This window comes from Pseudomonas sp. S2_E01 (assembly GCF_054668365.1).
On the sequence record NZ_CP162762.1, the window covers coordinates 2,497,284 to 2,516,351 of the forward strand.

Genomic DNA, 19,068 nt, shown 5'->3' on the forward strand with positions numbered 1-19,068 from the left:
TGATTACGGTTCACGCCGCCAATCTTTCCTTCACGACCGGCGACCTGTAGTCGTTATAGCTGTGAGGCCTGCTGATGTTGTAGCGCGAGACATAGCGCTGCACATCTGCCCGGGCCTCATGCTCCAGTTTGTAGCCCGTTTCAGGCACCCACTCGGACTTCAAACTACCAAAGAAACGCTCCATCGGGGCATTGTCCCAGCACTCGCCTTTACGGCTCATACTTTGCCTGAACCGATGTTTCACAAGCGCATTTCGGAATTTATGGCTGGTGTACTGGCAACCTTGATCAGAATGAAACAACACATCCTGGGGATGGCCGCGCAGCTCAACCGCCATGCGTAGCGCTTCGCAGGTCAGGTTGGCATCAGAAATCATCGAAAACGACCACCCTACGATCCTGCGAGCGTACAGATCCAAAACGGCGGCGAAGTACATCCACCGCTTGCCGACCTTGATGTATGTCACGTCGCCACACCACACCTGATTAACCGCCGTCACATCAAATTTTCGCTTGAGCACGTGCGGCGCCACCAAGGCCTCCACACCCGGCGACTTGTACTTATGGCGCCGGCGCTGACGACTAGCGATGCCAGCTTCGCGCATCAAACTGCGAGCCATATAACGCCCGATACGATGCCCTTTGGCTTGTAGCTCCTTGGACAAAGTACGTGCGCCGGCCGACTCTCTGGACGCCTTGTGGTGCCTGACCAACGCGGCTTTGAGCTTGTCCCGTTCAGGATTTGCTCTGCCTTGGCGCTGGCGCCAGGCGTAAAAGCTACTGCGGTTGCCCCCAAACGCCCGGCAACACTTTTTAACGCCGTACTGCTCGCCCAGCTCATCGATCAGCGTGAATGATCTTTGGCGTCCAAAAGCAGGAGAGCACTGGCCTTTTTTAGGATTTCGATATCCAGGTCTTTCTCTCTGAGCAGAGCTTTGAGTCTCTGGATTTCTCGTTGATCAGCGGTAATCGCCTTGGCCCCCACCGGAGTCGAGCCCAAGCGCTCTTTTTGCACTTGATCAACCCAACGGCGCAGGGCTGTGGGGCCGATATCCAGGCTGGCACAGACTTCGGTAACCGGCTGACCTTCATCCAACACCATGCTGGCAGCCTTGAGCTTGAACTCACTCGAATAGGATTTACGCATATCCAAACACCTCAGATTTGGGCGCTATCATAGCGCCCGATTGAAGTGTCCAAAATCATTAGGCCAGTTCAGCTTGCTCGCGATGGTATCCCAGACACCGCAGGCATCCAGGCACCCCGCGTAATCGTTAACCACCATCGCGAGTAAACTCGCTCCTACAGGTTTCTCGGTGAACGCAGATTTTGTGTACGACCTCAGACACTGTAGGAGCGAGCTTGCTCGCGATGGGGCCAGCACATCCAACCTCATCAGCGCCTGACACACCGCCATCGCGACGCTTCGACATGCTCGCTCCTAAAGACTGCGCCAGCGTTTTCGGGCGTGGACGTAGGCGGCCAGATCGCTGTAGCCCAGTTGCGCAGCGATCTGGGTGCGGGTGTTGCCTTGCAGTTCAAGGTACTGCTCAAGCTCCGCCCGCACCCGGTCCAGCAGATAGCGGAAGGTCAGGCCTTCCTCGTCCAGGCGCCGGCGCAGGGTCCGTGGGCTCTGGTTCAACACCTGCGCCTGGGTCTCCAGGCTGCAAACCTGCCCCGCGACCAGGCTCTGGCGAATCCCCTGCACCACCCGGCCGGCCCAGCCGCTGAGTTGGTGCTGTTGCGCCAGGCGCCGGTCCAGTTCCTGGCACAGCACTTCCATCATCCCGGCATTGTGGGTTTGCAGCGGCGTCTGCAGGCTGGAACGGGTGAAGTACAACCGATTGTGCTCACACCCGAACTGCACGTTGTCGCCGAACCACTGGACGTACTGCGCATGATACGCGGGGCGCGGATGGGCGAAAGACGCGCGCATCGGCAGCAGGGTCAAGCCGGTGCCGATGCGCAGGACACTGAGCGACATCACCGAGTAGTGCTCGACCACATACCGCGCCAGGCTGGCCGGGGCTTCGATGCGCAGCTCGACACCCAGGCAGTCGCCCTCCTCGACCAGCACGATGTTGTCCATGTCCGAAGCCAGGCGTGCGTAACGCGCCCAGAAGCGAATCGACTCCTCCAGATTGGCGCTGTACAGGCAAGCATGTGCCAGCACATGCCAATCCTGGCGGGTGAAATGGGAAAACAGCTTAAGGCCGATGGCCGGATCATGACTGGCGGCCTTGCGCCACAGTTGTTCCAGGGCAACCATGCTGTAGTTGCTCCGGGCCTCGAGCGTGCAACTGTCGAGGTAGCGCTCCAGCACCCGCCCCAACGGGCCACGATGAAATCGTTCGGGCGAAGGCTTGGCCGGATTTATGGTGATTCTGTCCGTTTTGCGCATAGCTTGAGCTGGACCCATGGTTTCTTATTGTCGGGCGTCGCCATTATCGGCCCCAACCAGAGAGTGCCATGAATACAACAATAATCTCCAACAGTCCGGTACCGATCATCCTTGCCATTCTGATTGGCTTTATCGCCCTGGAAATCGCCTGCGCCTGTTTCACCCAGCCCCGTGGCCAGCGGCGCGACGTGATCATCGAAATCTTAGGTTCCAGCCTGCTGATGGGCGTGACCCTGCCGCTGGTGACCTTGCTCAGCAGCCTGTTACTGGATCATTTCGCACCGCAATTGAAAGACAGCCTGGCCAATGTGCACTGGCTGCTCGGCCTGGGCTTGTTCCTGGTGCTGGACGACATGACCCAGTACTGGTGGCATCGCCTGAGCCACAAGGTGCCGTTCCTGTATTCGCTGCACCGGGCGCACCATTCGGCGCCTTACATGAGCATACGCATCGTCTACCGCAACAACAGCTTTTACTACCTGCTGATGCCTGGCCTGTGGTTCTCGGGGATGCTGATCTACATGGGCCTGGCGCCGGTGTATTACGGCTACCTGATCGTCAAGATGCTGGTGATCTTCTCCGCCCACAGCAGCGTGCCCTGGGACGAAAAGCTGTACCGCGTACCGGCGTTGCGCCCGCTGATGTGGTTGTTGGAGCGGACCATTTCCACGCCCGCCACCCACTCGGCGCACCACGGGCTGAATGCCGATGACGGCGTGACCCATTACAAGGGCAACTTCGGCAACCTGCTGTTCTTCTGGGACGTGTTGTTCGGCTCGGCGAAAATCACCCGCCGGCGTCCGGAGCATTACGGTATCGAGGACATGAAGCCGGTGAGCTGGCAGCAGGAGTTGTTCTGGCCGCTCGCGCGCAGCAAAAGCGCAAAAGCGCAACGTCCATCCAATCAGGAGTTGGCCAAATGAGCCTGAACATCGTCCTGGTCGCAGGCTCCAGCCAGCAAGCGAGCCAATCGTCGAAGGTGGCGGGGTTTCTCGCTGCGCGTTTACAGGCGTTGGCACTGTGTGAACAGCCTCGGGTGATCGACCTTGGTGCTGCGCCCCTGCCTTTGTGGCCGGCCGAAGATGTGGGTGGCGTGTGGGCTGATCACAGCGCCGTGTTGCGCGAGGCCGATGCGCTGGTGGTGCTGACCCCGGAATGGCACGGCATGGCGTGCCCGGCGTTGAAGAACCTGTTCGTCCATGCTGGCTACCTTGAGCTGGGGCACAAGCCGGCGCTGTTGGTGGGTGTGTCTTCGGGTCAGGGTGGCGCCTATCCGCTTTCGGAGTTGCGCGCCTCGAGCTACAAGAATTGCCGCATCTGCTACCTGCCCGAGCAGTTGATCGTGCGGCAGGTGGAGTTGGTGATGAATGGCCCGGACAGCGCCAGTGCCGAAGACTTGCGCATCCGGCGGCGTGCTGATTGGACGCTCGGGGGGTTGGCTGAATACGCCCACGCCCTGCGCGGCCTCAACGAACGCCTGCGTCCGGGCGACCCGGAGTTTGCCAACGGCATGTAAAAAAGTCGCCCCCTGTAGGAGCGAGCTTGCTCGCGATATCCGGCATCGTCGGCGCCTGATACATACTCATCGCGGGCAAGCCCGCTCCTACAGGTTATTTGTTTCGCTCAGTGGCTGATCATCCAAGGCCTGCCCGAGGCCTTGCCCTTGAGGGCATGGGGGTTGGTCTTGCTCGGCTCGACTTTCTGGCTCGGGCCACAGCAACCGCAGCCTTTTGGATGTCGGGCGTTGTCGCGATATTCATCGACGGTCTTGGGTGCATGTGAGCTGCGCTCGTTGGCGGCGATGGCCTTGCGTGTGTTGCCGGCCATGGTGGCCAGCCCAGGCGCCGAGAGGATCACCCGCAGGCTCGATGTTCCGCACGCCGGGCAATCACAGGGCAATGCGCTGTCTGCCATGGGGCGCATCGCCGTGAAGTATCCGCATTCGGGGCAATCGTATTCGTACATAGCCATAGAAAGAACTCCAAAAAATCACTGTTCATCCCTGATGGATTCCGGCGCAAGACTCGCGTCCTGCACCGGAAACACTTCCGAACGCGAGCTTATTTATCCGGTGCAATCGGCAAATCGATACTGCCATCGATAAAACGTGTCGGACCGTTGGCACTCGGGTTGATATCGAACTGGAAGATCTCGGTGGGCAACCACAACGTTGCGCAGGCGTTCGGGATGTCGACGACCCCGCTGATATGCCCCTGCACCGGCGCCGACCCCAGCAATGCATAACCCTGCGCAGGCGAATAACCGAACTTGGTCATGTAGTTGATGGCGTTCAGGCAGGCCTGTTTGTAGGCGATGTTGACGTCCAGGTAATGCTGCTTGCCGCTTTCATCCACCGAGATCCCTTCGAAAATCAGGTATTTGTTGTAGGTCGGGATGATTGGGCTGGGCTTGAAGATCGGGCTCCTGATTCCGTATTTTTCCATGCCGCCCTTGATCAGCTCGACACGCATGTGCACCCAGCCAGCCATCTCGATGGCGCCGCAGAAGGTGATTTCGCCATCGCCCTGGCTGAAGTGCAGGTCGCCCACCGACAGGCCGGCGCCATCGACGTACACCGGGAAGAACACCTTGGAACCTCGGGAAAGGTCCTTGATGTCGCAGTTGCCGCCGTGTTCGCGCGGCGGTACGGTACGGGCGCCCGTGGCGGCGGCCATGTCACGCTCGGGGCCTTTCATCTTGCCCAGGTGGGCGGTCTTGGCGAATGGCGGGTTGGCCAGCGGCGGTACGCGCTCGGGGTTGGTGTCGATCAACTCCTGCTCACGGCGGTTCCACTCGGCGAGCATCTTGTGATCCGGCAGGCAGCCGATCAGACCGGGATGGATCAGGCCGGCGAACTCGACGCCTGGAATGTGCCGGGAACTGGTCATCATGCCCTTGAAGTCCCAGATGGCTTTCTGCGCCGAAGGGAAATGGTCGGTGAGGAAACCGCCACCGTTCTGCCGGGAAAAGAAACCGTTGAAGCCCCACTGCGAATCGGCCCTGGCGCCGATGTCGAGCAGGTCGACCACCAGCAGGTCGCCAGGCTCTGCGCCGTGCACGCCCACCGGTCCCGACAGGTAATGCACGGTGGACAGGTCGACATCACGCACGTCACTGGCGTCATCGTTGTTCTTGATCGCGCCCGCCGTCCAGTCGTAGGTTTCCAGGATGAAGTCGTCACCGGGTCTGACCCAGCACGCCATCGGGATATCCGGGTGCCAGCGGTTGTGAATCTGCTCGTTTTCAGTGGCCGGCTGATTCAGGTCGACTTTGATCAACACTTCGGTCATTGCGTTTCTCCTTGGATGGAAATATCCCCGATCGCAGGCGAACGAACGCCTTGGGCCTGCGCGACTTCATTAAGCGCGGGCCCTGCGGTGACTGCGGTTCAAGCGATCGGGTTTGAGTGTAGTGGCTATTTCAAAGGGCCAAGCCTGCGAGCTGTATCAACGAGTTACACCGACAAATAGCGGCTGATCGTTGCCTCATCGACATTGGCCCGGGTTTCCTCGATCACGAAGCGGCCCTTCTCGATCACCAGGAACCGGTCGGCGATTTCCAGGGTGAACGACAGCACCTGCTCGGACACGACGATGGTCAGGTCACGCAGATTGCGGATCTCCTTGAGGGTGCGCGCGATGTCCTTGATCACGGAGGGCTGGATGCCCTCGGTGGGTTCGTCCAGCAGCAATACCTTGGGGTTGGTCGCCAGCGCACGGGCGATGGCCAGTTGTTGCTGCTGCCCGCCCGAGAGGTTGCCGCCGCGCCGGCTGCGCATATCGAACAGCACCGGGAACAACGCATACAGGTCTTCCGGCACCTTGCCCCTGGCCGAAGCCGGCAAACCGGTCTGGATGTTTTCCAGCACGGTCATGGACGGGAAGATCATTCGCCCCTGCGGTACATAGGCCAGGCCGTGCTCGACCCGAGCATGGGTTTCCATGGCCGAGATGTTCACGCCCTCGACAGCCACCTGGCCACGCCATTGCGGCAGGATGCCCATCAGGCTCTTGAACAGGGTGGTCTTGCCCATGCCGTTGCGGCCCATGACAGCGACGATTTCCTGCTTCGCGACCTTCAGATCCAGGTCGTGGAGGATCTGGCTCTGGCCGTAGCCGCAGGCCAGCTGATTGATTGCAAACATGCCTTGCTCCTCAGTGGCCCAGATAGACTTCGATGACTTTCGGGTTTTTCTGCACCGCCTCCATGCTGCCCTCCGCGAGCACCTTGCCCTGGTGCAGCACCGTGACCTTGTGCGCGATGCTCTGCACGAACTCCATGTCGTGCTCGATCACCAGCACCGAGCGGCCCTGGCTGATGCGGTTGAGCAGCTCGGCGGTTTGCGCGCGCTCGCTGACACTCATGCCGGCAACGGGCTCGTCGAGCATCAGCAGCTCCGGGTCCTGCATCAGCAACATGCCGATTTCCAGCCACTGTTTCTGGCCGTGGGACAACAGCCCCGCCTGCTGCTGCAACAGCTCACCGAGGAAGATGTCCGCCGCCACGTCGTGGACACGTTGCACCACCTCGTCGCTGCGCTTGAAAAACAGCGCACCGAACACCGTACGCCCCTTGGGAAACGACATTTCCAGGTTCTCGAACACCGACAGGTTGTCGTAGATCGACGGAGTCTGGAACTTGCGACCGACACCCGCCCGCACAATGTCGTATTCCTTCATCTTCGTCAGTTCGCGGCCCTTGAAGTCGATGCTGCCGGCTGTGGCGCGGGTCTTGCCGCAGATCAGGTCGAGCACCGTGGTCTTGCCAGCGCCATTGGGACCGATCACTACGCGCACTTCATTGCGGTCGATGTACAGGTTGAGGTTGTCCACCGCCTTGAAACCGTCGAACGAGACCGTCAGCCCCTCGATGGCCAGCACGGGCTTGGGCATATGAAAAGCAGTCGCCTGGCTCATGACTGGGTCTCCATCGGGCGGGTGGTTGCAGGGGGCTCTATCGCAGTCTCGGCCTTGATGATCGGCGCCACTGTCACGACCTTCCTGGCCGGCACGAACCGTGCGATCCATTTGCGCCCGTGTGTCTCCCAAACCCCGGCCAGGCCATTGGGAAAGTACATGACCACGGCGATGAACAACCCGCCCATGAGGTACAGCCACAGTTCCGGGAACGACTCGGAGAAATAGGTCTTGCCGTAATTGACCAGCAGCGATCCATAGACCGCCCCCAGCAATGACATCCGTCCACCCACGGCGGCGAAGATCACCATCTCGATCGACGGCACAATGCCCACGAACGAGGGCGACATGAAGCCCACCTGCAAGGCAAACATCGCCCCGCCAATCGCGGAAAACCCGGCCGCCACGCAATACACGAAGATCTTGAAACCGGCGACGTCATACCCCGAAAAGCGCACCCGCTCCTCCTTGTCGCGCATGGCCATCAGCAGGCGCCCCAGCTTGGACGCAAGGATGAACTTGCCCATCAGGATGCAGCCCAGCAGCAGGACCGCGTTGATGAAGTACAGGATCAGTTTGGCGCCATCCCCACGAATATCCCAACCCAGCAGGGTCTTGAGATCGGTGATCCCGTTAACGCCACCGGTGAGGCCCTGCTGGCCGATGATCAGTACGGTGAGGATCAGCGCAATCGCCTGAGTGACGATGGAGAAGTACACATCCCCCACCCGCCGCTTGAACAGCGCCGCCCCAATCACCAGGGCGAGGATCACGGGCACGGCAACCACCGCGATCACGGTGAAGCTGAAACTGTGGAACGGCATCCACAGGGCCGGCAGCTCGGTGATCTGGTTCCAGTCCATGAAATCGGGAATTCCCGGCGTGGACTGGATCCTGGTGCTTTCCGGGTCACTGGCTTCAAGCTTGAGAAACATCGCCATGCAATAGCCCCCAAGCCCGAAGAACACGCCCTGCCCCAGGCTGAGAATGCCGCCGTAACCCCAGCACAACACCAGGCCAACCGCGACGAAGGCGTAGGTCAGGTATTTGCCGACCATGTTCAAGCGGAAGGCGTCGAGGGTCAGTGGAAACACTACCAGGATCAGCGCGGCGAGAATCAGCAGGCCAATCACGCCCTGCCGCCCACCCATGAGTTTGTCTATCGTGTTCATCAGCGGCCTCTACTTGCGAACTTTGCTTGCGAACAACCCTTGCGGGCGCAGCAACAGAATCAGGATCACCGCCGACAAGGTCAGCACCTTGGCCATCGAGCCACTCATGAAGAATTCCGAGACCGACTGCGTCTGGGCAATGGTGAACGCCGAGGCAATCGTGCCCAGCAGACTCTGCGCGCCGCCGAACACCACCACCAGGAAGGTGTCGACGATATACAGCGAGCCGGCAGTCGGGCCGGTCGAGCCGATGGTGGTAAACGCGGCACCGGCGACACCCGCGACCCCGCAACCCAGGGCGAACGTCATGCGGTCCACTTCACGGGTATTGATGCCAACCGCCCGGCTCATCACCCGGTTCTGTACCGTTGCTCGTACCTGCAAGCCCCATCGCGTGCGATAGAGCATGAGGAACACGCCACCGGTCATCAGCACGGTCAGGGCCATGACGAACAAGCCGTTGCGCGGAATCTCGATGGCGTCGGTCAGGTTGACCGCACCCATCAGCCACTCGGGCGGGTTTGCGCTGACTTCCCGCGCGCCGAAAATCGAGCGAAGCGCCTGTTGCATCACCAGCGACAAACCCCAGGTGGCCAGCAGCGTGTCCAGGGGCCGGTGGTACAAACGGCTGATCATCACCCGCTCGACCACCCAGCCAAGCGAGCCTGCAACCAGGAATGACAAGGCGATGGCGAAGAAAAAATAGTAAGGCTGCATCGACGGCAGGTAGGTTTGCACCAGCGTCGACAACACGTAGGTGGTGTAGGCACCCACGGTGAGGAATTCGCCATGGGCCATGTTGATGACGCCCATCTGGCCAAAAATGATCGCCAGCCCCAGGGCCATGAGCAGCAGCACGCAGAATACGGAAAGCCCGTTGAACCCCTGCATGACCACGATGGCACCGAAATCAGTCAGCCATTGCATGGTGGTGGTCTCCGAATGAATAGAGCGTGGCGTTTTCAAGGTGAGGGCCCCCGCCCCCACCTTGAACGAGGCTTATTGGTAACCTTTGGGGAACGGGTTCGGTTCGATCAGATCCGACTCGTAGATCACCTTGAACTGGCCGTCGGCCTGGGCTTCACCGATGCGGGTCTTGCTCCACAGGTGGTGATTGTCGTGGACCTTCACGTAGCCTTCGGGTGCGGTTTTCAGCTCGATGCCCGGGGATGCGGCCACCACCTTGTCGATGTCGAAGCTGCCGGCCTTCTCGACCGCCGCCTTCCACAGCCAAGGGCCGAGATAGGCCGCCTGGGTCACGTCACCCATCACCGCGTCCTTGCCGTACTTGGCCTTGAAGGCATCGACGAAGGCTTTGTTGTTCGGGTTGTCCAGGCTCTGGAAGTACTTCATCGAGGCATAGAAACCGGCCATGTTTTCGCCGCCGATACCCAGCAGTTCATCCTCGGTCACCGACAGGGTCAGCAGGTTCTGCTTGGAAGCGGTCACGCCTGCCGCCTTGAGTTGCTTGTAGAAAGCGACGTTGGAACCGCCCACGACGGCGGCGAACACCACGTCAGGCTTTTTCAGCTTGACCTTGTTGATCAGCGAACCGAACTGGGTGTTGCCCAACGGGTAGTAGTCCTCGCCAACCACCGTGCCGTGTAGTACGTTTTCGATGTGCTTGCGGGCGATCTTCATCGAAGTGCGTGGCCAGATGTAATCGGAGCCGATCAGGTAGAACGTCTTGGCGCCCTTCTCCTTGGCGATCCAGTCCAGGCTGGCAATGATTTGTTGAGTGGCTTCCTGGCCGGTGTAGATCACGTTCTTGGACTGTTCCAGCCCTTCGTAGAACGTGGGGTAGTACAGCAAGCCGTTTTCTTTCTCGAACACCGGCAACACTGCCTTGCGCGAGGCCGAGGTCCAGCAGCCGAACACCGCTGCCACTTTGTCGCCCACCAGCAGCTTGCGCGCTTTTTCCGCGAAGGTTGGCCAGTCGGATGCACCATCTTCCTGCACGACCTTGATCTGACGACCCAAAATCCCGCCTGAAGCGTTGATCTGGTCGATGGCCAGGCGTTCGGCCTGGATCGAACCGGTTTCGGAGATCGCCATGGTGCCGGTGGCCGAATGCAGTTGGCCCACGGTGACTTCGGTGGCGGTCACCGCCAGGCCCGTGGTGTTGGCGTCATCCGCCAGCGCCGATTGGCCAACAATGCTGGCGGCGATCAGCGACAGCGCGGCGGCCCCCAGTGTCAACCGTCGCGGGAGGAAGCGCTTGGCGCCCGGTAATGATTTTTCCATTGATGCGGCTCCTGTGCGGGTGATTCGCGGCAAACGCTCTAAATGGCGTTTCGTCACGAGGTGGACGCAGCATGAAGCCGGGGGCATTAACCCGGTATACGCAGCTTGACGTAGGGAAGTACGTCATTTGACGTACCGCCAGCACCGCGCCGGGCTGGCATGATCGCGGGCGTTCGCCGAGGACAGGGCCCCAGGCCGGGGCACGGAATTTGCTTCGACCGACCCTGTCAGCGCCCTTCAACTCTCCTGCGGAAGCGTATCGTGTCTCCACCTGGCTCCCAGCGCATCATCAAAGTCCGCCGCGACTACAACAGCCTGGTCGCCGACGAGACAATGGAAGACTACGCGTTGAGGTTCACCCCAAAGGCCTTTCGCAAATGGTCCGAGTTTCGTATCGCCAACACGGCCATGGGCGCGGTGTCGTTCCTGGCGCTGGAGGCCATTGGTGGCGCCCTGGTGATGAGCTACGGCTTCACCAACACCGCGTGGGCCATCCTGGCCGCCGCATTGGTCATCTTTTTCACGGGTCTGCCCATCAGCTACTACGCAGCACGTTATGGCGTGGACATGGACCTGCTCACCCGTGGTGCGGGCTTCGGCTACATCGGCTCGACCATCACGTCGCTGATCTACGCGAGTTTCACCTTTCTATTTTTTGCCCTGGAAGCGGCGATCATGAGCCTGGCCCTGGAGCTGTACTTCCAGATTCCCCTGGCGCTCGCCTACGTCATCTGTTCGGTGATCGTGATTCCGCTGGTGGCCTACGGCATCACCCTCATCAACCGCTTGCAGATGTGGTCGCAGCCGCTGTGGTTGATCCTGCTGTTGGTTCCCTATGTCTTTGTGATCTGGAAAAACCCCACGGCCTTGAGCGACTGGATGACCTTTTCGGGGCGCGAAGGCGAAGGCAGCACCTTTGATCTGTTGTTGTTCGGTGCCGCGTTCAGTGTGGCGCTGTCGCTGGTCACGCAAATTGGCGAGCAAGTCGACTACTTGCGGTTCCTGCCGGAGAAAACCCGGCGCAATCGCAAACGCTGGTGGGCGGCGCTGCTGATGGCCGGCCCCGGCTGGATCATCCCCGGCGCCCTGAAAATCATGGCCGGAGCGTTCCTCGCGTTCCTGGCCTTGCAGTACGAAGTGCCCATCGAGCGAGCTGCCGAGCCGACGCAAATGTACCTGGTCGCCTACCGCTATGTGTTCAGTTCGCCTGAATGGGCACTGGCGGCCATGACCCTGTTCGTGATCATTTCCCAGGTGAAGATCAACCTGACCAATGCCTATGCCGGCTCCCTGGCCTGGTCGAACTTCTTCGCCCGCGTCACCCATAGCCATCCCGGTCGGGTGATCTGGCTGGTGTTCAACGTCGCCATCGCACTGGTGCTGATGGAGCTGGGCGTGTTCGATGCCATCGAGCAGGTGCTGGGGCTTTACGCGAACGTGGCGATTGCCTGGATTGGTGCCCTGGTTGCCGATCTGGTGATCAACAAACCGATGGGCTGGTCACCCCGGTACATCGAATTCAAGCGCGCGCACCTCTACGACATCAATCCGGTGGGGGTCGGCGCGATGTTGATCGCTTCGCTCGCCTCGTTTTGCGCGCACTTCGGTTTGTTTGGTTCGCTGGCCCAGGCGGCGCCGCCCCTGATCTCGCTGACTATTGCGTTGATCACCGCGCCACTATTGGCGTGGCTGACCCAGGGGCGTTATTACATTGCCCGCACCAGCGCAAGCAACCTGCTCTACCCTGAAGGTCCACAGGAAAACCTGCGGTGCGGCCTGTGCAACAACCATTTCGAAACGCCAGACATGGCGTACTGCCCCGCCTACCGCACGCCCATTTGCTCGCTGTGCTGCTCACTCGACGCGCGTTGCGCCGATCAGTGCAAGACCCGGGCGCGGCTCTCCCTGCAACTGGAAGACTTGATCAGCCGCATGTTGCCGCGCCTGCCGCGCCGCTATCTGCACACACGCCTAGCGCAATACCTTGGCCTGCTGGCGATTCTGCTGGCCGGATCATCTGGAGGGCTCGCACTGATCTACAAACAGGTCGCCCATGGGTTGGTCGATCCGTCGGCTCAACAGATGTTGACGCTGGCGTTCCTCAAGGCCTTCCTGATGGTGTGCGTCGGTGCCGGTGTGCTGGCCTGGTGGATCGTGCTGACCCGGGAAAGTCGACGCGTCGCCCAGGAAGAATCCGAGCGCCAGACGTCCTTGCTGATCCAGGAGATCGAAGCCCACGAGAAAACCGACCTGGCGCTGCAAGAAGCCAAGGAAGCCTCGGAAGCGGCGAATGCCGCCAAGAGTCGTTACATCACCGGGCTTTCCCACGAACTGCGCACTCCGCTCAACAGCATCCTGGGGTTTACCCAGATCCTGCAACGAGATGGGGCAACGCCCGCACGAAATCAGGACCCGCTGGCAACCATCATGCGCAGCAGTTCGCACCTGTTGTCGTTGATCGACGGGCTGCTGGACGTGGCGAAGATCGAGGCGGGGAAACTGCGGCTGGAGCCGTCGGAAATCCTGTTTCAGGAGTTCCTGCACGACCTTGAGAAAATCTTCGCCAGTACCGCCACCCAGAAGCACCTCAACTTTCGCCTGGAACTTGAGGGGCGCATGCCCATGGTGGTGCGCGGTGACGAAAAACGCGTCAGGCAGATCCTGATCAATCTGTTGGGCAACGCGGTGAACTTCACGGACCGTGGCGAAGTGGTGTTGCGTGTCAGCTACCGCAGGGAAACCGCCATCTTTGACATCATCGACAGCGGCATCGGCATTGCCCCGGAGCAAATCGAGCGCATCTTCCAGCCCTTCGAGCGTGGCGGCCAGACTCGCCAGGACAATGGCGTGGGATTGGGTTTGACCATCACCCGCATGTTGACCTCGCTGATGGGCGGCGCCCTCTCCGTCTCCAGTACCCAGGGCGAAGGCACGCACTTTCAGGTGCGCCTGTTCCTCTCCGAAGTGCGGGTGCCCAAGGCGGTCGAGGACGCCAACCATGATGTGATCGGCTACGAAGGCCGGCGCCGTCGGGTATTGGTGGTGGATGACCACATCGAGCATCGCAAGGTCATCGCCGGGATGCTCGAACCCCTGGGCTTCGAGATCGTCCAGGCACAGAACGGCCTGGAGGCCGTGCGCCAGGTGTCGCTGCTGCACCCGGACCTGATCCTCATGGACCTGTCGATGCCGGACATGGACGGCTGGAGCACCATCCGCATGATCCGCCACAACGCCCGCTCCGATGTGCCGGTGATTGTGTTGTCGGCCAATGCCAACACCAGCACAGAGGACAGTCTGGGCCACGACTACCTGTCCAAGCCCGTGCACCTGCGCCACTTGCTCGACCGCCTCAAGCATCACCTGAAACTGGAGTGGCAACACCGGCCGCCCAATACCGCAGAGATAAAGGTGCCGTGGGTGCTACCGCCCCGCCAGGACCTGGAAGATTTGTATGAACTGTGCGGGCTCGGGCACGTACGCGGCATCCAGAACAAGCTGGATGCCATCGAGCGTCAAAGCGTCGCCAGCGCCAGTTTCATCGCCGACTTGCGGCTGCTGGCCAAGGGCTTTCGCCTGGACGAACTGAGTTTGCAGTTAAAGGAGGTGCTCAATGAACGCCATCACCCAGCCGACTGAGAAAGGGGTCATCCTGATTGTCGACGATACGCCGGATAACCTGGCGTTGCTGTCCGATGCGCTGGATGAAGCCGGCTACATGGTGTTGGTCGCGCTGGATGGCACCAGCGCATTGACGCGCATCCAGCGCCGGCGACCGGACCTGATCCTGCTGGACGCGATGATGCCCGGCCTGGACGGCTTTGAAACCTGTCGACAGATCAAGCAACAGCCCGAGGCTTCGAACATTCCGGTGCTGTTCATGACGGCACTCACCGACACCGATCATGTGGTCAAGGGATTCGAGGCCGGCGCCATCGACTACGTCACCAAACCCATACAGTGCGCAGAAATGGTCGCACGGGTCGCCTCGCACCTGCGTACCGCACGCACGTTGCAATCGGCGCGCGACTCGTCCCAGCAGGTGGGGTTCGATGACGCGCTGGTCTTCACCCGCCTGTCCCACCGCTTTCACTTGACCGAACGCGAAGTCGAGGTACTGCGCTGGGTGTCATGTGGCAAGACCAACAAGGACATTGCCGACATCCTGCAACTGAGCCCAAGGACCGTGAACAAGCACCTTGAGCACATCTACATCAAGCTCGGCGTGGAGACGCGGACGGCTGCAACCTCGGTAGCGCTCGCCGCGATGGCAAAAGAAGGTTGATCCGTTCGCCGGCCATCAACATCTCGACGATGCGTTCGTGGGCAGACTTGAGGCTCGATCGCTCCACCGACACCGCGTTGCGTCCTGCTTCTTCATGGGTCATCGCTCTTCACCTGTTTGATATTGATTGATCGTCTGCTGCAACGCCGCGACCTGCGCGTGAGATTGCTGCAACTGGTGCGCGGCCTCGGACGCGGCTCGCGCCAGCTCGCCTTCGAGCCTTTTGATTTCATCGCGGGAAACACCCATCTGCTCTTGCAGCAACTCCCTGGCGCCTTCGGCCCTGGCGAGCGAGGTTTTCATGTGGGCATTTTCATCGGATAAGCGCTGCAAAGAATCCCCCTGCGTGGAAATGGCCTTCGCCTGTTGTCGGGCTTCGGCCAGCAGACGCTCGTTGTCACGGTTCAGGCGGGTCAACTCGTCCTGCTTGAGCATCAGGGTTTGCTGCAACTGGCGAAGCTCGAGCTGGACTTGCTGCAATTGGCCTTCGTGGCGGCGTTGTTCCTGATCGCGCTGTTCCTTGACCGCAGTGCGGTAATGCTCGAGCGCCTCGCGAGCATGCTGGTGCTTGTCCTCGAGGGAGCGGATCTGTTCGTCCTTATCCTGCACCCGTAGCTCCAGGTCGCTGCAACTCTGGCTCAGGCGCGCATTGCGGGTGATCTCGGTTTGAAGGCTGGCCTGGCAGAGCTGCAGTTCTTCGGACTGTGCCGCCAGCGCGCTTTTCTGGATATCGACCTCACGTTGCAGGGAACCGACTTGGACCTGGGAGGCGTCGAGCTGCTGCTGTAGCGCGGTACGCTCGGTATCGAATTGTGCCTGGGCGAGGTCGATCGCTTCCCTGCCCTCTTCCTGGAGTCGCTCCAGCAAACCGGCGACCAGCGCGGTCAGCTCCTCGCTCAGGCGCTCTGACGAAGTTGGCGGCGCCGGATCGATCGTCTCGATCTCTTTGAGATAACGGTGAATGGTGGTTTTCGAGCCGGTATTGCCCAGCTCGATACGGACCGCGTCGATGCTCGGATTCTCGCCACGCGCCAGCAACGATTGCCTCGCTTTCAGGACGATTACCTTGTTTACACCGCCACGCGCCATGTTTTCGCTCCTACTATTTCATACTGTATTACGTAATACGTATTTACATACTACGTTATGTATAGAAATTACACAAAGCAACCTTCGGTATTTGATAACATAATTGAGCGTTATCGAATGTGATGGGTAGTTTTCGCCCATCGTGATCTGCTTGAGAGCCCGTATTGCGCAGGAACCCCGTCATGAACAAGGTTGATCGTTATCTGCAGGCCGGTACGCGGGAGAACACCCGACGCAGTTACCGCGCGGCCGTGGAGCATTTCGAAGTGACGTGGGGCGGTTTCCTGCCAGCGACCGGCGATGGCATCGTGCGTTACCTCGCCGAGTACGCGGACAAGCTGGCGATCAGCACGCTGAAACAGCGACTGGCGGCGTTGGCACAGTGGCATGTCACCCAGGGGTTTCCCGATCCCACCAAGACGCCCACGGTCAAGCAGATGATCAAGGGCATCCGCACGCTGCATCCTGCCCCGGCAAAACAGGCCGCCCCGCTGCTACTCGTTCACCTGGAGCAAACCGTGGGCTGGCTGGAGCAACAAACGAGCCTGGCCCAGGCGCACGGCGACTGGCCCGGTGTCATGCGTCATCGGCGCGACATTGCGCTGGTGCTGATCGGGTTCTGGCGCGGGTTTCGCGGGGATGAACTGGCACGCTTGCAGGTTGAGCACACCCAGGTCGAAGCGGGCATCGGCATCACCTTCTACCTGCCCCATTCCAAGGGCGACCGACAGCATCTGGGCACGACCTATCACACCCCGGCCCTGAAGAAACTCTGCCCCGTTCAGGCCTACATCAACTGGATCACCGCCGCCGGCATCGCCCATGGCCCCGTATTCAGGAAGATCGATCGCTGGGGCCACCTGGCTGAAGACGGGATCAACGCCAACAGCCTGGTTCCACTGTTACGGCGCATCTTTGAGCAAGCGGGTGTCGCGCCCGAGCTCTACAGCAGCCACTCGCTGCGCCGGGGCTTCGCCACCTGGGCGTCGGCGAACGGCTGGGACATCAAGGGCTTGATGAGTTACGTGGGCTGGAAGGACGTGAAATCCGCGCTGCGGTATGTGGACTCTGCCGCCTCGTTCGGTGGCCTGGCGGTTCAGGCACCCACACCCATGGTGCAGGTGCCTGCTCGCCTCACGGAGTGATCGCCACCTTCATCACGCCATCGCGCTGGTGCGCGAACAGCTCGTATGCGGCTTCGATGTCGTCGAGCTTGTAGCGGTGGGTCACCAGCGGCGACAGGTCTACCCCGCCACTCTGCACCACGGCCATCAACCGGCGCATGCGCTCCTTGCCGCCAGGGCATAACGTCGAAACGATGCTCAAGTCGCCCAACCCGGCGGCAAAGGCATCGACCGGAATACGCAGGTCGCTGGAGTAAACGCCCAGGCTCGATAGCCGCCCGCCTGGCCGCAGCACCCGCAGCGCCGATTCGAACGTGCCCTGCGTACCCAGCGCCTCGATGGCCACATCGACACCACGACCATCGGTCAGAGCCATGATCTGCTCGACCACATCGCCCTCCTTGAAGTTGACCACGTGAGTCGCACCCAGCTTGCGAGCCACGCTCATGCGTTCGGGCACGGCGTCCACGCCGATGATCATCGTCGCCCCCTTGAGTCGTGCGCCCGCAATGGCGCAAAGCCCGATAGGGCCGAGCGCGAAGACGACCACGGTGTCGCCAATGTTCACTTCGCCCCGTTCTGCACCGGAAAACCCGGTGGACATGATGTCCGGGCACATCAGGACCTGCTCGTCGCTGAGTCCGTCAGGGATCGGGCACAGGTTGGCCAGGGCATCCGGGACCAGTACGTATTCAGCCTGGCAGCCGTCGATGATGTTGCCGAACTTCCAGCCGCCAGTGGCGCGAAAACCATGGCGGGTATCCGGACCGTCCTGCGACCCGCAGCCGCACAGGCAGGCATAGCTTTGCCCGCTGGGTGTGATGGCGCCGGTAATCACTCGCTGGCCTTCGAAAAAGCCACGCACCTGCGAACCCAGTTTTTCGATCACGCCGACCGGCTCGTGGCCTACCGTCAGGCCTTTGGCCACCGGGTACTCACCGCGCAGAATGTGCACGTCGGTGCCGCAGATGGTCGTGGTGGTAATGCGGATCAGTGCGTCCAGCGGACCGACTTCGGGAATGGGTTTGTCCTCAAGCACGATCCGGTTCTTTTCTACGAAAACAGCCGCTCTCATGGTTGCCATGGTGATCCCTCCTTTACCTGCACGTTTCCAAAGGCTGCGCCCGGCGAACGGGTGAAGGATTGATGATGGTCAACGATTGAGCGATTGGTGCGCAGATCAGCGACCGCTCGTCGGAACGGGCAAGTCGCAACGTTAGTGATTGAACCTGCCAAGCGGCGCCGGTTGCGGCCAGAACAGTGCCGCCTGCCCCGTGCGTGTACCTTCTGCGTCGAGCACTTCCCAGACGATGCCGTCGTGGATCATGAAGGGTTCGCCATGGCGGTCGACCCGGTATCCGCTGTACCCGCTGGCGATCCCCTTGGCGGTCACCACCTCGAGCAACGCCTGGCGCGCATTGCGATCCAGGCTTGAGGCGCTGAATCGAGAAGGCATGGCGCAAAACTCTTCCCGGCTGTACTTGAAGCAGGTCATTGCGCATTCATTGGTGTAGATGAAGTGCGGGTCGGGGTCGTCATTGTGGGCCACCAGGCTGTAGGGGGCGTGATGGTGAATCCACGCTTCACGCGACCCGTCGACAGCCTCCGGAACAGGAAGCCCGCGCCCGGTCCAGTGCCGGTAGGATTGGTCGAGTTGCTGGATGATTTGCAGATCAGTCATCAATGGTCACCTGTGCTGTCCTTGTGTGCGAGCCCGCTCGCAATAGGTGTGAAGCCGGCTCGGGGTATCAGGATACCGGCGTTGACGATTATCGCGAACAGGCGCGCTCCCACAGTTTAAAAGTCTGCCGCACCTGTTAAATACCCCGCGCCCCTGT

The 19,068-nt window shown here is 60.7% G+C and carries 18 protein-coding genes; 5 read left to right on the forward strand and 13 right to left on the reverse strand.

Features of this window, described 5'->3' with window-relative positions:
- Positions 1 to 10: 10 nt before the first annotated feature.
- The 3 genes from AB4O36_RS11405 to AB4O36_RS11415 all read right to left on the reverse strand — a co-directional run bounded on the left by AB4O36_RS11405 (position 11) and on the right by AB4O36_RS11415 (position 2,400).
- Complete coding sequence (locus AB4O36_RS11405; RefSeq protein ID WP_460142121.1) at positions 11 to 847, reverse strand: IS3 family transposase; 837 nt, start codon at positions 845 to 847, stop codon at positions 11 to 13.
- Positions 844 to 1,146 (reverse strand): transposase, encoded by a 303-nt coding sequence (locus AB4O36_RS11410; protein ID WP_014717988.1) that lies wholly within the window; start codon positions 1,144 to 1,146, stop codon positions 844 to 846. The genes AB4O36_RS11405 and AB4O36_RS11410 overlap by 4 nt, the downstream gene beginning before the upstream one ends.
- A gap of 294 nt (positions 1,147 to 1,440) precedes the next feature.
- The gene (locus AB4O36_RS11415; protein ID WP_460141780.1) at positions 1,441 to 2,400 is read right to left on the reverse strand and encodes an AraC family transcriptional regulator; all 960 of its coding nucleotides are present in this window, start codon (positions 2,398 to 2,400) and stop codon (positions 1,441 to 1,443) included.
- Between the two features lie 68 nt (positions 2,401 to 2,468).
- Between AB4O36_RS11415 and AB4O36_RS11420 the strand changes: the two genes are divergently transcribed.
- Both AB4O36_RS11420 and AB4O36_RS11425 read left to right on the forward strand, forming a co-directional pair.
- Positions 2,469 to 3,323: a sterol desaturase family protein gene (locus AB4O36_RS11420; protein WP_460141781.1), complete on the forward strand. Its 855-nt coding sequence runs from the start codon at positions 2,469 to 2,471 to the stop codon at positions 3,321 to 3,323.
- A complete protein-coding gene (locus AB4O36_RS11425; RefSeq protein ID WP_460141782.1) occupies positions 3,320 to 3,916 on the forward strand; it encodes an NADPH-dependent FMN reductase in 597 nt (198 codons plus the stop codon). Before AB4O36_RS11420 ends, AB4O36_RS11425 begins: the two co-directional genes overlap by 4 nt.
- A gap of 107 nt (positions 3,917 to 4,023) precedes the next feature.
- On the opposite strand, the gene AB4O36_RS11430 is transcribed toward AB4O36_RS11425, so the two are convergent.
- From AB4O36_RS11430 to urtA, 7 genes are all read right to left on the reverse strand, one after another.
- Positions 4,024 to 4,371, reverse strand: a complete 348-nt coding sequence (locus AB4O36_RS11430) for an FmdB family zinc ribbon protein (protein WP_460141783.1) — start codon at positions 4,369 to 4,371, stop codon at positions 4,024 to 4,026.
- 89 nt (positions 4,372 to 4,460) lie between these two features.
- Positions 4,461 to 5,690 (reverse strand): formamidase, encoded by a 1,230-nt coding sequence (gene fmdA / locus AB4O36_RS11435; protein ID WP_169866576.1) that lies wholly within the window; start codon positions 5,688 to 5,690, stop codon positions 4,461 to 4,463.
- Between the two features lie 164 nt (positions 5,691 to 5,854).
- Positions 5,855 to 6,544, reverse strand: a complete 690-nt coding sequence (gene urtE / locus AB4O36_RS11440) for an urea ABC transporter ATP-binding subunit UrtE (protein WP_460141784.1) — start codon at positions 6,542 to 6,544, stop codon at positions 5,855 to 5,857.
- Between the two features lie 10 nt (positions 6,545 to 6,554).
- Complete coding sequence (urtD, locus tag AB4O36_RS11445; RefSeq protein ID WP_460141785.1) at positions 6,555 to 7,316, reverse strand: urea ABC transporter ATP-binding protein UrtD; 762 nt, start codon at positions 7,314 to 7,316, stop codon at positions 6,555 to 6,557.
- Positions 7,313 to 8,488 (reverse strand): urea ABC transporter permease subunit UrtC, encoded by a 1,176-nt coding sequence (gene urtC / locus AB4O36_RS11450; protein WP_460141786.1) that lies wholly within the window; start codon positions 8,486 to 8,488, stop codon positions 7,313 to 7,315. Before urtC ends, urtD begins: the two co-directional genes overlap by 4 nt.
- 9 nt (positions 8,489 to 8,497) lie before the next feature.
- The gene (gene urtB / locus AB4O36_RS11455; protein ID WP_460141787.1) at positions 8,498 to 9,415 is read right to left on the reverse strand and encodes an urea ABC transporter permease subunit UrtB; all 918 of its coding nucleotides are present in this window, start codon (positions 9,413 to 9,415) and stop codon (positions 8,498 to 8,500) included.
- Positions 9,416 to 9,487: 72 nt separating this feature from the next.
- Positions 9,488 to 10,732 carry an urea ABC transporter substrate-binding protein gene (urtA, locus tag AB4O36_RS11460; RefSeq protein ID WP_169866581.1) on the reverse strand — a complete coding sequence of 415 codons (1,245 nt, stop codon included), beginning with the start codon at positions 10,730 to 10,732 and terminating at the stop codon, positions 9,488 to 9,490.
- Positions 10,733 to 10,993: 261 nt separating this feature from the next.
- On the opposite strand from urtA, the gene AB4O36_RS11465 reads away from it, so the two are divergent.
- Positions 10,994 to 14,371: an ATP-binding protein gene (locus AB4O36_RS11465; RefSeq protein ID WP_460141788.1), complete on the forward strand. Its 3,378-nt coding sequence runs from the start codon at positions 10,994 to 10,996 to the stop codon at positions 14,369 to 14,371.
- The gene (locus AB4O36_RS11470; RefSeq protein WP_169866583.1) at positions 14,346 to 15,017 is read left to right on the forward strand and encodes a response regulator; all 672 of its coding nucleotides are present in this window, start codon (positions 14,346 to 14,348) and stop codon (positions 15,015 to 15,017) included. The genes AB4O36_RS11465 and AB4O36_RS11470 overlap by 26 nt, the downstream gene beginning before the upstream one ends.
- Before the next feature lie 99 nt (positions 15,018 to 15,116).
- On the opposite strand, the gene AB4O36_RS11475 is transcribed toward AB4O36_RS11470, so the two are convergent.
- A complete protein-coding gene (locus tag AB4O36_RS11475) occupies positions 15,117 to 16,106 on the reverse strand; it encodes a DNA-binding protein (protein ID WP_460141789.1) in 990 nt (329 codons plus the stop codon).
- A gap of 182 nt (positions 16,107 to 16,288) precedes the next feature.
- On the opposite strand from AB4O36_RS11475, the gene AB4O36_RS11480 reads away from it, so the two are divergent.
- Positions 16,289 to 17,251 carry a site-specific integrase gene (locus tag AB4O36_RS11480; protein WP_460141790.1) on the forward strand — a complete coding sequence of 321 codons (963 nt, stop codon included), beginning with the start codon at positions 16,289 to 16,291 and terminating at the stop codon, positions 17,249 to 17,251.
- Here AB4O36_RS11480 and AB4O36_RS11485 read toward each other — a convergent pair.
- Both AB4O36_RS11485 and AB4O36_RS11490 read right to left on the reverse strand, forming a co-directional pair.
- Positions 17,241 to 18,314, reverse strand: coding sequence for an NAD(P)-dependent alcohol dehydrogenase (locus AB4O36_RS11485; protein ID WP_460141791.1), 1,074 nt, complete (start codon positions 18,312 to 18,314; stop codon positions 17,241 to 17,243). The two genes, AB4O36_RS11480 and AB4O36_RS11485, sit on opposite strands and share 11 nt — an antisense overlap.
- Positions 18,315 to 18,446: 132 nt before the next feature.
- Complete coding sequence (locus AB4O36_RS11490; protein WP_460141792.1) at positions 18,447 to 18,911, reverse strand: MEKHLA domain-containing protein; 465 nt, start codon at positions 18,909 to 18,911, stop codon at positions 18,447 to 18,449.
- Between the last annotated feature and the right edge of the window lie 157 nt (positions 18,912 to 19,068).

Coding starts and splice junctions, on each gene's coding strand:
- AB4O36_RS11425 (WP_460141782.1), top strand. CDS start 3,320: ATGAGCCTGAACATCGTCCTGGTCGCAGGCTCCAGCCAGCAAGCGAGC.
- AB4O36_RS11485 (WP_460141791.1), bottom strand. CDS start 18,314: ATGGCAACCATGAGAGCGGCTGTTTTCGTAGAAAAGAACCGGATCGTG.
- AB4O36_RS11420 (WP_460141781.1), top strand. CDS start 2,469: ATGAATACAACAATAATCTCCAACAGTCCGGTACCGATCATCCTTGCC.
- AB4O36_RS11430 (WP_460141783.1), bottom strand. CDS start 4,371: ATGGCTATGTACGAATACGATTGCCCCGAATGCGGATACTTCACGGCG.
- urtB (WP_460141787.1), bottom strand. CDS start 9,415: ATGCAATGGCTGACTGATTTCGGTGCCATCGTGGTCATGCAGGGGTTC.
- urtD (WP_460141785.1), bottom strand. CDS start 7,316: ATGAGCCAGGCGACTGCTTTTCATATGCCCAAGCCCGTGCTGGCCATC.
- AB4O36_RS11470 (WP_169866583.1), top strand. CDS start 14,346: ATGAACGCCATCACCCAGCCGACTGAGAAAGGGGTCATCCTGATTGTC.
- urtA (WP_169866581.1), bottom strand. CDS start 10,732: ATGGAAAAATCATTACCGGGCGCCAAGCGCTTCCTCCCGCGACGGTTG.
- AB4O36_RS11490 (WP_460141792.1), bottom strand. CDS start 18,911: ATGACTGATCTGCAAATCATCCAGCAACTCGACCAATCCTACCGGCAC.
- urtC (WP_460141786.1), bottom strand. CDS start 8,488: ATGAACACGATAGACAAACTCATGGGTGGGCGGCAGGGCGTGATTGGC.
- AB4O36_RS11480 (WP_460141790.1), top strand. CDS start 16,289: ATGAACAAGGTTGATCGTTATCTGCAGGCCGGTACGCGGGAGAACACC.
- fmdA (WP_169866576.1), bottom strand. CDS start 5,690: ATGACCGAAGTGTTGATCAAAGTCGACCTGAATCAGCCGGCCACTGAA.
- AB4O36_RS11475 (WP_460141789.1), bottom strand. CDS start 16,106: ATGGCGCGTGGCGGTGTAAACAAGGTAATCGTCCTGAAAGCGAGGCAA.
- urtE (WP_460141784.1), bottom strand. CDS start 6,544: ATGTTTGCAATCAATCAGCTGGCCTGCGGCTACGGCCAGAGCCAGATC.
- AB4O36_RS11410 (WP_014717988.1), bottom strand. CDS start 1,146: ATGCGTAAATCCTATTCGAGTGAGTTCAAGCTCAAGGCTGCCAGCATG.
- AB4O36_RS11415 (WP_460141780.1), bottom strand. CDS start 2,400: ATGCGCAAAACGGACAGAATCACCATAAATCCGGCCAAGCCTTCGCCC.